Annotated in this window: 8 protein-coding genes; 3 read left to right on the top strand and 5 right to left on the bottom strand. The window is 55.3% G+C overall.

What is annotated here, in order from left to right; genetic code table 11:
- Positions 1 to 295: 295 nt before the first annotated feature.
- From pgaA to pgaD, 3 genes are read left to right on the top strand one after another with little or no spacing between them, the layout of a single operon-like run.
- On the top strand, positions 296 to 3,757 hold the full coding sequence (gene pgaA, locus IVG45_RS18740; RefSeq protein WP_196435292.1) for a poly-beta-1,6 N-acetyl-D-glucosamine export porin PgaA: 3,462 nt from the start codon (positions 296 to 298) through the stop codon (positions 3,755 to 3,757).
- Between the two features lie 19 nt (positions 3,758 to 3,776).
- The gene (gene pgaC / locus IVG45_RS18735) at positions 3,777 to 5,138 is read left to right on the top strand and encodes a poly-beta-1,6-N-acetyl-D-glucosamine synthase (protein WP_230874650.1); all 1,362 of its coding nucleotides are present in this window, start codon (positions 3,777 to 3,779) and stop codon (positions 5,136 to 5,138) included.
- On the top strand, positions 5,135 to 5,611 hold the full coding sequence (gene pgaD, locus IVG45_RS18730) for a poly-beta-1,6-N-acetyl-D-glucosamine biosynthesis protein PgaD (protein WP_196435291.1): 477 nt from the start codon (positions 5,135 to 5,137) through the stop codon (positions 5,609 to 5,611). The genes pgaC and pgaD overlap by 4 nt, the downstream gene beginning before the upstream one ends.
- An 8-nt stretch (positions 5,612 to 5,619) precedes the next feature.
- On the opposite strand, the gene IVG45_RS18725 is transcribed toward pgaD, so the two are convergent.
- The 5 genes from IVG45_RS18725 to IVG45_RS18705 form a co-directional block, all read right to left on the bottom strand.
- Positions 5,620 to 6,846 carry a hypothetical protein gene (locus IVG45_RS18725; RefSeq protein WP_230874649.1) on the bottom strand — a complete coding sequence of 409 codons (1,227 nt, stop codon included), beginning with the start codon at positions 6,844 to 6,846 and terminating at the stop codon, positions 5,620 to 5,622.
- Between the two features lie 80 nt (positions 6,847 to 6,926).
- Positions 6,927 to 10,208 carry a transglutaminase family protein gene (locus IVG45_RS18720; RefSeq protein ID WP_196435290.1) on the bottom strand — a complete coding sequence of 1,094 codons (3,282 nt, stop codon included), beginning with the start codon at positions 10,206 to 10,208 and terminating at the stop codon, positions 6,927 to 6,929.
- A gap of 130 nt (positions 10,209 to 10,338) precedes the next feature.
- Positions 10,339 to 11,088, bottom strand: coding sequence for a proteasome-type protease (locus tag IVG45_RS18715; RefSeq protein WP_196435289.1), 750 nt, complete (start codon positions 11,086 to 11,088; stop codon positions 10,339 to 10,341).
- Between the two features lie 24 nt (positions 11,089 to 11,112).
- Positions 11,113 to 12,105 (bottom strand): alpha-E domain-containing protein, encoded by a 993-nt coding sequence (locus IVG45_RS18710; RefSeq protein WP_196435288.1) that lies wholly within the window; start codon positions 12,103 to 12,105, stop codon positions 11,113 to 11,115.
- A gap of 3 nt (positions 12,106 to 12,108) precedes the next feature.
- Positions 12,109 to 13,536, bottom strand: a complete 1,428-nt coding sequence (locus tag IVG45_RS18705; protein ID WP_196435287.1) for a circularly permuted type 2 ATP-grasp protein — start codon at positions 13,534 to 13,536, stop codon at positions 12,109 to 12,111.
- Positions 13,537 to 13,840 lie beyond the last annotated feature (304 nt).

Here is a 13,840-nt window from a genome sequence, read left to right as displayed (position 1 = left end):
CGGCATGATTGGTCAAGCTAATAGACAAGACCGTGGTCAAAAAATCCGAAACCACCCACGCCAACCGCTCCAATTATGGCACCATTAACATGCAAAGCATCAATTGTCCAAATTACGGCACCAAGAAAAACCCGGTATTTTGTGCCGATATATTTAGGCCGCATTTAACCGCTTCGTCATAGCGCCGCTTTTTATAACCCTATGTTCGCTGGCCGATTTGCCTAAGCCCCACTATACTCCGGGCTTGATGCCAATACTACGACCCAATTAGCCGCTCCCTTCCTCACACAAATTGATGAACCGCAAAATCCTTGCCGCCGCGCTTTGGCTCCCCGCATGCAGCTTATTTGCCCAAGCCACGGAAGAAGAAAGTTACCAACAGGCGCTTGAGCAAGCTCGCTCGGGCCAAACCAAGCCCGCTTTGGAGCAATTAAAGCGTCTGGCAAACGCATACCCGCATCAAACCAAATATCTTTATGATTACTTACAAGTGCTATTGTGGGCCGAACGCGACGATGAGGTGCTGCGCGAAGCCGAAAGAGTGGATTTAACCCTAGCACCGGCCTATGTGCTGGAAACGGTCGCCAAAGCCGCCCGCAACAAGGGACAACTGGCTAGAGCCGCCGGCCTATACCAGCAAGCCGCGTTACAAACCCCCGACCGGCTAGCGCCGAACCTGGGCATCGGGCTGGTTTTGCTGGATCGAAAACAAACCAAAGCCGCGATAGCGCATTTCGACAAACTCAGCCAACGCTTTCCCGACAATCCCGAGTTGACGTTGACCCTGGCCCACGCATTGGAACAAGACCGGCAAACTCATCGCGCCAGCCAACAATTCAAAAAAGTATTGTCCTATCAACCGGACAACAGCAATGCCGTTTTCGGCTTATTCAGAACCCAATCAGCAAGCCAAGACTTTACGGCCGCCATCGTTACGATCAACGCTCATCGCCCGCTATTTACCGACGCCGAGTGGGCGGGCGTAAAGTGGGATCACGCCGCCTGGCTGATTCGGCAAGGCCAACAGCAACTGGCCGCGAACCCGGATAATTTTGCTAAAACCGATCTGGCCATTGCGGCCGTCACCGCCAACCTGGCGGCGCTGCACACACTCAAACTGAAGGATGCAGCCAACTGGCAAACCCGAGCCGTGGCTGATTTACTGGTAGCACTGCATAACCGGCAACGTTACGACGAAGTCAACGATAGCTATCAAAATGCCGTTAATCACAATCTCCCTCTTCCCACCTACGCTCTGCTGGCCGTTGCCGACAGCCAGATAAAAAATCGCCAGCCCGCCGCCGCTCGCGACCTGTATTTACAAATCATAGCCGGCGAACCGGACAATCTCGACGCGCTGGAAGGCCTGATGCGGGCTTATCGGGACGCCGGCCAGACTCAAGACCTTGCCCCACTCCTGGATCAAATTCGCATCCTGGCCGAGCAAAACCCCGACCAACCCCGTTACCGCTACGATCTGGTACTGGGTTTGTCCTGGCTGGGCCAAGATGACGAGGTCTTACGGCAAGCGCAAGCAATCGAGATAAATTCGGCACCTGTTTACATTCTGGAAACCGTTGGCCGCTCCGCTCGCAACAAGCGTGACTATGATCTGGCCGAAAAACTTTACAAACGCGCCGCCGACCAAGCCCCCGAGCGACTGGCTGCCAAACTGGCACTAGCCTGGCTGATGCTGGATCGACAACACACGGTGGCGGCAATCGGTTACTTGCAACAACTGAGACAAATACACCCGGATGCCATTGAACTGATTCTGACCCAGGCCAACGCCGAAGAGCTGGCCGGCCAACCCGAGAATGCCGCTGAATTCTATCGGCGGGCGCTCGAAATCGACCCGGCTCAACCGGATGCGCTACGCGGTCTGGCGTTCGCGCTGGCACGAACTGGTCAGCCTGACCAAGCGCTGCAAATTGCCGCCGCTAATCGGACATTATTCAGCGACGAGACATGGGCCGAACTGAAATGGAGCCACGCCGCCTGGCTGATTCGGCAAGGCGAACAAGCATTGTCCCGCGATGTGCGCGACTACCGCGCCATCGACCAGGCTATCGGCGAACTGCAAAACAACCTGACACTGACCGGACAATTGCAGCTCAAAGACCCGGAGATCTGGCAACACAGAGCTCAATTCGACCTACTGGTCGCCTTGCGCGATCGGCGCCGGATGAACGATGCGATTAGCCTTTACCAGCAACTGCTGCAATCAAATGTTTACATACCGGTTTATGCGCGGATGGCGGCGGCGGATGCCTATTTGAACGAACGCCATCCGGAACAGGCCCGAGATATTTATCTCGACGTCCTTCAAGAAGTGCCGGATTATTTCAATGCCAAAGTCTCGCTTGCCTATGCCTATTTGGAAGCCGAACAACCGGACCTGGCGCTATCCACGGCGGAAGCGTTATCGGAACAGCAACCGGAAAAGCTGACCATCAAGCAAGCCGATGGCGGCGAAATCACCGCCCCCAACCCCAACAAAGCCGCCGCCGACATGACGGCTTCGCTATTCCGCGCCTATGTCGACGACCTCAATGGCGCGCAATCCGGCCTGGAACGCCTGCACCTTCAATACCCGGATAATACCGACATCCATGGCAAGCTGGCCGAGATCTATTATTTTCGCGGCTGGCCGCGCAAAGCTCGGCACGAACTGGATGCCGCCCGCCAACAAGCCCCTGAACACTTCGGCCTGAAGCTGAACCAAGCCAGGGTGGCTCATGAATTGCGTGACTATGAATCGGAACAATCGCTGACGCACGAACTGTATAGTTACTATCCGGAAGATTCCGGCGCCAATAAACTGATGCAAAACTGGAAGCGGCACAATAAACCCGAGTTAAAGTTATTTACCAGCGGCGGCCTTAGCTCCAATGCCGTAACCGGCAGCGACCCCTTAATCGGCAGCAATAACACCGAAATTGACGGCTATTTGTATTCAAGCCCGCTAAACAGAAATTTTCGCGTGTTCACCCATGAAGGCTGGCGAACGGCATTATTCAAGGAAACCGAGGGCGGTCGCGGCTTTTTGAGAACCTATGGAGCGGGCGTGGAGTATGCCAAGGGCGACACGTTGGCTACGGCGGAAATACATTATGATAATTATCGCTCGGAAGCGGTCGGCATCGATCTCGGCCTGGATTATCAAGTGAATGATCACTGGCAATTGTTCACTCGCCTCAGTAGCTTCGATAACAACATTTCGTTACGCGCGCTCAGTGCCCAGGAAGACAACACCAAGGCAAAGTCGGCTCGTCTGGGCGCGACCTACAGAGTCAACGAATCCAGATATTTCAACTTTACCCAAAGTTATTATAATTTTCGCGACGGAAATAACCGCTACGGCTCCTCCATCACCTATTACGAACGCTGGTTTAGCGGGCCGCTGTATAAGTTCGCCACCTACTTGAATCTTGGCTATTCAACCAACACCCGGCCGAACGATGGTTTTTACTTTAACCCCAAGCAAGATGCCTCGGCATTGCTGACCCTGGACAACGACTGGCTGACCTACCGCCACTACGAGACCGATTTCCACCAGCGTTTGGCGGTGACGGTCGGCAATTATTGGCAGGACACTTACGGCTCCAATATGGTCGGCAATATTCAATATGAACATCGCTGGCGGCTCGGCTCGGATTTCGAACTGAGTTATGGCGGCGTCAGAAGTTACCGTTTTTACGACGATGCCTTGACCGAAAACTGGCAGATGTATTTGACCGCCGACATACGTTTTTAATCATGCAATCGCTAACATCATGTCCGAATTGATGAACTTCTTGATGGCCGAACTCTCCTCGGCGCTTAATCTCGCCGCCGATAGCGCCGACAGCATCCGGCAATGGCTGTGGCACAGCGCCGCCTATTTAGCGGATGCCTGGATAAACATCCTGCTGGAGTTTGCCTTTTACTACCCGTTGTTCATGGCCTATCTGTGGATAATAGGCGCGTTGATTTATTATTTTCACTGGGAAAGAAACAAGCTTATCGATCACGAACACCCGCCCGAACTGCGCGACTACCCACCGGTTTCGATCATCGTACCCTGCCACAACGAGGGCCGCGACGTCGAGGAAACCATCGAATATTTATTGCAGCAGCAATACCCCGCTTTCGAGATCATTGCCGTCAACGACGGCAGCCAGGATGATACGCTGGAAATTTTGCTGGCGTTGGCCGAGAAACACCCGCAAGTACGAGTGATCAATCTGGAACGAAACCAAGGCAAAGCCATGGCTTTAAAGACCGGCGCGCTATTTTCCGCCAATGAATTCCTGATCTGCATCGACGGCGACGCGCTACTGGCTCGCCATGCCACCACCTGGATCATGCGGCATCTGTTGTCCGGACCTCGGGTAGCCGCCGTCACCGGCAATCCGCGTATCCGCACCCGTTCCACGCTGCTGGGCAAGATTCAGGTCGGCGAGTTTTCCGCGATCATCGGCCTGATCAAGCGTGCGCAGCGGGTTTATGGCCGGATATTCACGGTTTCCGGCGTGGTTACCGGTTTTCGCAAATCGGCCCTGCACCGTGTCGGCTACTGGAGCAACGACATGATGACCGACGACATCGACATCAGCTGGAAACTGCAGCTGGACCATTGGGATATTCGCTACGAACCGAATGCCCTATGCTGGATCCTGATGCCGGAAACCCTGCGCGGCCTATGGCGCCAACGCTTACGCTGGGCCCAAGGCGGCGCGGAGGTATTGATACGATACAGCAAGCGCCTGGGCTTGTGGCGTTCGCGCCGCATGTGGGGCATTTATCTGGAATACCTGACCAGCGTATTCTGGTCCTACACCATGATCCTAATTCTGAGCCTATGGACGCTGGGCTTGTTTTTCGATTTGCCGGACGAAATGACCATTCCGACATTGATACCCAGTTGGGGCGGCGTATTGCTGGGCGCCACCTGTCTGCTGCAATTCGCCGTCAGTCTGATCATGGATTCGCGCTATGAAAAAGGCATCAGCAAAACCTATTACTGGATGATCTGGTATCCCTTGATTTACTGGTTGATCAACGTACTGACGACAGCCTGCGGTTTGATCAAGGCCATCATCAAAAAACCCAACGCCCGCGCCATCTGGATAAGCCCAGACCGAGGTCTGCGATGAACAAAAAACCCTTGGTAATCGATTCGCCATCGCTGCAAAGCCTGCGCCAACGCTATCTCTCGACCTTCTTCACCTTTCTGTTCTGGGTGGTCTGGATTTTTTTGTGGACACCGTTAATCACGTTGATCGGATGGTTATTAGGTTTTGACCTGATCTACAGCGAGATGATAGAACTGGAAGGCTACAAGGGCGTGCTCGCCGATTTCGTTTTATTCATCAGCTGCGTGGCTATCATCGGCTGCCTACTGGGTTTTTGGGCCTTATATAACTTCTTGCGTTTCAAGGACGTCGATCGCCGCGCCGCGCTGGCACCGGTGAATAACCGGCAACTATCGGCGTTTTTCGCGGTCGATCCGGCAAGGCTGGCTATTCAACAAAAGACCCAATGCCTGACGGTAAGTTTCGACGCAGACGGCAATATAACCGCCAGCGTGGAATTGAAGTCCAAACCTGGCGGCGTTCGCGTTCAATAAGCCTTCATTCAAGATAAATTGCCTTTAACCCCTTCTTCTTGTCCGGCGGCATAGGTCAACAGCGCCACGTTTTCACGGGTAAAAAAGCCCTGGAAATCGCCGAAGCGCTGGACGTACTCAATGATCAGCGAGGAAAAATCCGAGGCCGAGGAGAAAATCTGTTTCAGGCCTTCCTCGCGCGAACCGACCGTCTCCAGCAAAAAGCCCTTGCCTTGCGCGGCGATGGCTTCGACGATGAAATCGATATTTTCCCGGCCGTTGATTTGTCCATCCTTCACTTCCACCGCGATATGGTGCAAGCGCGGGCCGTAGTTGCGCACGAAGGTCTCGGTCGGGCTGGGCAGTTTATCCAGATGGCCGACACAATAAGGCTGATTGTTGGCGGTAAACACCTTGGCCGGGCTGACCGACTCCGGCAACTGGCGCACGTTTTTGGTGACATTGGTCGAGGAATTCTGATCCTTGATGTCGTAACTGCCCCAGTAGTAATAACTGGACAAGGCCAGGTATTCCAGCAGCGCCGGCTCCCGGTTTTGGCTATAAACCCGGGTGGCCAGATGATCGATCGGCATGATCATATCGGCGATACCCAAGCGCTCCTGCATTTCCTTGCCGCGGTCGTTAGCAGCCTGCGCGGCCGACAGAATCACGCATTCGCCATGGTGATAAACGCGGATGCCGTCCATCGGCCGTTCCATGTAGCCGACCAGATTTTGGGTATAGGGCGATGGTTTGGACAAACTGACATTCAGCGGCAAATCCAGATCGGCCAATTCGCCGACCGAGAAAAACCTAAACTCGCGCTGCTGCTGCTCCGCCACCACGGTATGCCGATCGCTGGCCAACAGAATTTCCCCCAGATAACGGCTATGCGGACGCCGCGCGCCGACCGGATACAGATCGTTCAGACTGCGGAAGATGTCGCTATGCTCGGGATTTTTCACTTCGCGCAACAGAATATCCGGCGAACTCATGTTGATCCGCAGCACATGGGTCATGTGCTTGTCGCTCTCCAACGTCACCAGATATTGATAGGACGTCATCAAGGCCAGCTCGGCGATGTATTCCACCGAATTGCCGGGCTCGACGCTGATCATCAACGCCTCGATCCCGCCTATCATCTCGGTCAGACCGCAGCTATCGCGCTCTTCCAGCAGGCGCTGCAGATATTCCTCGAAAAATGCCGAATTTTGCTTATCGCCGAAGCGTGGCAGATTGGTTGAGCACAGCATCATCAACTCCTCGAAAATTTTTAACTTAATAGGCTTGCAGCCTCGAAACAACCAGCCACTTTGGCCTTTCGCCTTTTAAATCATCACCTCGGCTGCCAACGCAAATCCAGCGTCATCGGAAAACGCGGATTGACTGCCTCGTCCTTGACCCGCATGGCGCCGGCGCTGTGGCCGTGATCCCAGAAACGGGCGCGACGACGGGCTTCTGCTTCATTGGCGTTGACCGGAAAGGTCTCGTAATTGCGTCCGCCGGGATGGCTGACATGATAGGTACAACCGCCAATCGAGCGACCGTTCCAGCTATCCAGTAGATCGAACACCAGCGGCGCATGCACGCCGATACTCGGGTGCAAGGCCGACGGCGGCGCCCAGGCTTTAAAGCGCACCGCCGCCACATATTCGCCGGGAACCCCGGTCGGATGCAGCGGCACCACCCGGCCATTGCACACCACTTGATGCCGGTTGCCGATCATGCCGCTGACCTTGACCTGCAAGCGTTCCACCGACGAATCGACATAGCGGGCGGTACCGGAACCGCTGACTTCCTCGCCCAACACATGCCAGGGCTCGATGGCCTGGCGCAGCTCCATCTGCACGCCTTCGTAGACCACGCCGCCGTAATGCGGAAAACGGAACTCGATAAACGGCGCAAACCAGGCATCGTCAAAGTCATAACCGGCACTGCGCAAATCCCGGCAAATATCGCGCATGTCCTGCTCGATGAAATGCGGCAGCATGAAGCGGTCATGCAAGGCGGTATCCCAATACACCAGTTTGCCGCGATGCGGGGTTTTCCAGAAGCGCGCCACCAGTGCCCGCAGCAACAACGATTGCAATAAACTCATCCGGTAATGCGGCGGCATTTCAAACGCGCGCAATTCCACCAGTCCCAGCCGGCCGGTGGCCGAATCCGGCGAATATAGTTTATCGATACAAAATTCGGCCCTATGGGTATTGCCGGTCAAATCGATCAACAAGTTACGCAGCAATCTGTCCACCAACCAAGGCTGGGCGCTTTCCTGGCCGACCTTGAGCTTTTCCTCCATTTGCTGAAAGGCAATTTCCAGCTCGTACAGATTGTCGTCGCGGGCTTCATCCACCCGCGGCGCCTGGCTGGTGGGGCCGATAAACTGGCCGGAAAACAAATACGACAGCGCCGGATGTTGCTGCCAATAACTGATCAGACTTTTCAATAAATCAGGCCGCCGCAGGAACGGACTATCGGCAGCGGTCGCCCCGCCCAGCGTGATGTGGTTGCCGCCGCCGGTGCCGGTATGCCTGCCGTCCAACATGAATTTTTCGGTCGCCAACCGGGTCAGCCGGGCTTGTTCGTACAGTACTTGGGTCCGGCTTTCCAGCGTATCCCAACTGTCGGACGGATGAATATTGACTTCGATCACGCCGGGATCGGGAGTGACGGACAAGGACAGCAGGCGCGGGTCGCGCGGCGGCGGATAGCCTTCCAGCCGCAACGGTTGTTGCAATTTGGCGGCGCAATCCTCGATGGCCGCCAACAGTTCCAGCCAGACTTCCAGACTGGTCAACGGCGGCATGAAGACATAGAGCATGTCGTCGCGCACTTCCAACGCCAGCGCGGTATGAATCACCTGCTGCGGCATGGGATCGGTATTGATGGGCTCCGGCTCGCGGGCTGATTTGCCGCGCGGATAATCGGCCAGCTTTTCGCGTTCGGCAAAAGGGTCGGTGGGTAACTCGACTTCAAAATCGTCCGGGGCCACCCAGGGCAAGCTACTCAACGGCAGGCGTAAACCCATCGGCGAATCGCCGGGCAACAGATACAAACGTTCGTGCTTTAATGGCCACAGGCTCGATTGCCAGCTTAGCCGCTTTTCGTCCTTGGCTTTCAACGGCAATACGAAGCCCTTGACGGTGGCCAGTCCGGCGCGCAATTGTTTAACCAGCGCGCTGCGTACTTCACCCTGGTGTAAATCGGCGGCGTGCGGATCGATATTGGCCGGCAAGCGGCTTTCCTCGTCCAGCGCCAACCAAGGATCCTCGTAGGCGGGAATCAAATAGCCTGAATTCAGATCCAGTCTACTTGCCAAGGCTTCGGCCAAAGCCCTCATGGCTTTGGCATCGACAGGCCCGGCCTGCTCGGCAATCAAGCTCTGATTCTGCCAAACCGGAACGCCATCGGCGCGCCAATAAACATTTAAGGCCCAGCGCGGCAAGGGTTCGCCGGGATACCATTTCCCTTGACCGAAATGCAAGACGCCGCCGGCGGCGAAACGCGACTGCAAGCGGCGCAATAAATTGTTGGCCAGTTGCCATTTTTCCTGGCCCAGCGCGGCGATATTCCATTCCGCGCCATCCATGTTGTCCACCGAGACAAAAGTCGGCTCTCCGCCCTGGGTCAAACGCACATCGCCGGCCTGTAACTCCAGGTCGATGCCCTGCCCCAAAGCCCGAATAGCCTGCCATTGATCTTCGCTGTAAGGCTTGGTGACACGCGGATCTTCGTGTATCCGGCTGACGACCATCTCCACTTTCAACTGGGCTTCGCAAATACTGGTCATGCCGCTGACCGGCGCGGCCGATGCCGGCGACGCACTGACCGCCAATGGGATATGGCCTTCCCCGGCCATCAAACCGGAAGTGACATCCAACCCTACCCAGCCGGCGCCGGGAATATAGGCTTCGCACCAGGCATGCAGATCGGTGAAATCGGCCGTCGGACCGGCTGGGCCGTCCAGCGGTTTTTCGTCGGCCACCAGCTGAATCAGATAGCCCGATACGAAGCGGGCCGCGATACCCAGTTCCCGTAAAATCCGCACCAACAGCCAGGCACTGTCACGGCAGGAACCGGATTTTTTTTGCAAGGTTTCCTCGCAACTTTGCACGCCGGCTTCCATCCGGATCAGATAGGAAATCTGGCTGTGCAGTTTTTGGTTGAGGCTGACCAGGAAATTAGTGGTGGTAATTTGCGGCGGAATCTCGCGCCGAAATGCTTCCAGCCAAGACGCCAGCAGTGGGCCGGGCGCGGGGGTTTCCAGAAACGGCGCCAGCTCGACCTGCAAGGTCGCGGGATATTGAAACGGATAATGTTCTGCCCAGTCCTCGACGAAAAAGTCGAACGGGTTGATCACCGTCATATCCGCCAACAAATCAACCGTAATATCGATTTCCTTGGTCGGTTCCGGAAAGGTGATCCTGGCTACGAAATTGCCGTAGGCATCCTGTTGCCAATGAATAAAATGTTTTTCCGGCCTGACTTTCAACGAATAACCCGACACCGGCGTACGGCTGTGTACCGCCGGCCGCAGACGAATCTCGTGCGGAGAGGCGACCACCGGACGGTCGAAAACATAATGCGATTTGTGATGCAGGGCAACGCGAATAGTCATGGTTTTGCCGTGTTTATTTATTGTCTGGTGCCGCTATCGCGACGCTGTTTTCATGCCGGTTCCCGCACCGGTATTCAATTATCCGTCGCGCTAGCGAAACCTCTTAAACCAATTTAATCAGCCAACGAAACTAACCCTTCACATCAATATCGGTCATCCAGTCCGGATTGGGCAGCGATGCGAATACCCCTTTCAATCCGTCGCTCCAGCGCCGACTAATCTGGGAAAAATACGGATCATCCTGGGTAATATGCTGTTGAAAACCCAAGGTCAGGCTGGAGCGGGTGTAACAGGCCAGATCGATCGGCAAACCGACCGACAAGTTGCTGCGCATGGTCGAATCAAAAGAGACCAGCACGCATTTCACCGCATCGCTCAACGGCGTATCCGGATTAATCACCCGGTCGATGATCGGTTTACCGTATTTGGTCTCGCCGATTTGAAAGAAAGGAGTTTCCTCGCCGGCTTCGATGAAATTGCCTTCGGCATAAACCATGAAGAGCCGCATTTCCTCGGCCAGGACCTGGCCACCGACGATGAAATTGGCGCCGGAATCGACATTGTTTTGCGCCAAAAACACACCGTCGTGTTTACGCACTTCGCGCAAGGCTTCACCCAGCAGTTGCGCGACCTCGAACATCGAGTCCGCATTCCAGATATTACGCCTATCATCATGGCGGCCATGCTGTTCCAACAGGTTGATGGCGTTCTGGGTAATGGACAGATTGCCGGAACTCAAAATCAGAATCACCCGGTCGCCGGCTTTGACGAAATGCCGCATTTTTTTGAAGCAGGCGATCTGGTCCACGCCGGCATTGGTGCGGGAATCGGAGGCAAACACCAGGCCGGCATTCAGTTTCAGAGCAACGCAATAAGTCATGGCGGATTCAATGGGTTGGCGAGGCTATTGCATTTGTAATGCGGTTCTGCGCACTAGCGGCATCGGTTCAATATGATCGCGGCGCGACATGTAGGCATCGCGGATTTCACGTCCCAACAAGGCCGTGTGTTTCAGAAAATCGGTTAGATATTCGTGCAAGCCCTGGGCGAACACATCCTCTATCAAACCGAAATGCAGGGCCGCATGCTGTTCGCCAGCCTTACGACGCGCTTCCCGGCCGGACATACCATTGATATCCAATAATGCGGCTTCGACTTCGTTCATGCAGGCATGCAGGGATCGCGGCATGTCGTCGCGCAATATCAGCAATTCAGCGACGCGTAACGGCGAAATCACATCCCGATAAATCTTGCGATAAGCTTCAAAGGCACTGACCGATCTCAATACGGAACCCCATTGGTAGTAATCGGCGGCACCGCCGACATCGTTCACGCTGGGCAGCAGAATGTGATATTTGACGTCCAGTATGCGCGCGGTATTGTCGGCCCGCTCCAAAAAAGTGCCGAGCTTGATGAAACTGAGGGCAATATCCTTGTGTATGGTCCCCAAGGTCACGCCGCGAAACATGTGCGACCTGTCCTTGACCCAATCGAAAAAATCCGGGCATTTTTCGACTTTCATGTTGCGCGACAACCGGGTCAGCTCCAGCCAGGTAGCATTGATCACCTCCCACATTTCCGAGGTAATCGCCCCGCGCACCGCCCGCGCATTCTCGCGCGCCAGTTTCAGGCAGCTATAAATGCTGGAGGGATTGTCGGGATCCAACGCCATATATTTTGTAACCGCGTCGGCCCGGGCCAAGCCGTATTTGACTTCATAACTGCCGGCACAGCCGGTGATGTTGAGCGGCGCATACCACAGGTATGCTTCGGCGCCTTCAATGTCCAGCGGCAGCAAGGCCGAGCGATGCGCCACATCCAACACCCGCGCGGTGTTTTCGGCGCGCTCGATATGCCGCGCCATCCAGAATAAATTATCAGCGGTGCGTGCCAGCATATTCTAATCCTCCAATACCCATGTATCTTTAGTGCCGCCGCCTTGCGAGGAATTGACCACCAACGAACCTTCGCGCAATGCCACCCGGGTCAAGCCGCCCGGCACCAATCTTATCTCCTTGCCGGACAGCACGAAGGGCCGCAAGTCGACATGGCGCGGCGCGACACCGGACTCCACCATGGTCGGACAAGCCGACAGCGCCAACGTGGGCTGGGCGATGAAGTTGGAAGGCTCGGCCAGGATGCGTTGTTTGTATGCCTCGATCTCGGTTTGCGAGCTGGTCGGCCCGACCAACATACCGTAACCGCCCGAACCTTGCACTTCCTTGACTACCAGTTCCGGCAAATGCGCCAACACGTATTTCAAATCCTCGCTCTCGCTCAAGCGCCAGGTCGGCACGTTCGATAGCAACGGCGCCTCGCCCAGATAAAAACGAATCATCTCCGGCACGTACAGATAAGTGGACTTATCGTCCGCCACGCCGGTACCAACGCCATTGGCCAAGGAAACATTGCCGCTGCAATAGGCACCGAGCAAGCCCGGCACGCCCAAGGCGGAATCCGGCCGGAATGCCAGCGGGTCGAGAAAATCGTCGTCAACCCGGCGATAAATCACATGCACCTGCTGCGGACCTTCGGTGGTGTACATGTAAACCTTTTGCTGATGTACGAACAAGTCCTGACCTTCAACCAACTCCACTCCCATTTGGCTAGCCAGAAAGGCGTGCTCGAAATAGGCGCTGTTATAGGCACCGGGCGTCATCACCACAATAGTCGGATCGGAGACATGCACCGGCGCTGACTCGCGCAGGGTATCCAACAGCATTTGCGGATAATGCTCGACCGGTTCGACCGTATGATTGGCAAACAACTCTGGAAACAAGCGCATCATGGTGTTGCGATTTTCCAGCATGTAGGACACGCCGGACGGCGTGCGCAGATTGTCTTCCAGCACATAAAAATCGTTTTCCGCCACCCGCACCAGATCGATACCTGCAATATGAGCATAGACCTGATTCGGTAGATCGACGCCCTGCATTTCCTTGCGGTACAAAACGTTATCCAATATCTGGCGTTCACCGATCACGCCCGCCTTAATGATTTCCCGGTCGTGATAAATATCGTGCAAAAAGGCATTCAACGCCCGCACCCTCTGCTTAATGCCCAACTCCAAACGACGCCACTCCGCCGCGCCAAAAATACGCGGCACGATATCGAACGGAATCAAGCGCTCGGAGCCGGCGGTTTCGCCGTAGACCGCGAAGGTGATGCCCAGACGCCGAAACAATAGTTCCGCCTCCGCGCTTTTGCGCTCCATGGTGCCTTCCGGTAATTGCGCCAGCCAACTGGCATAAGGTTGATAAATATCACGCACCACACCATCGTCTGCGTGCATTTCGTTAAAGAAAGTCTTGGTAGGCTGGGTACTCATCGATGGCCTGCTGGTATGGGGTTTATAGTTAGTCTACTGCAAGAGACATGCCATTAGTCTGAAACGGCGAAACGCGCGACCGGGTAAGCCATTATTGCACCAAATAGGCGTAGAGCTCAGTGCATCCGCACCAAACCGGGGATTTTGCCAAACCGGCGGGATAAGAATGAAGCCATACATTCGATTATGGCAAGCCTCCCAAGCCCGAGCGAGGGCAAGCCTATGCCCAAACTTGAGGCAAAGTTAACCCATCGAAGATGGACTGCCCGGAATTGGCCGAACTGATGGTTGTTTTTGCCGGCGG

It is taken from the genome of Methylomonas sp. LL1, assembly GCF_015711015.1.
Classification (GTDB): domain Bacteria; phylum Pseudomonadota; class Gammaproteobacteria; order Methylococcales; family Methylomonadaceae; genus Methylomonas.
Note: the sequence above shows the minus strand (reverse complement) of the source record. Positions and strands in the feature narration are given on the sequence as shown.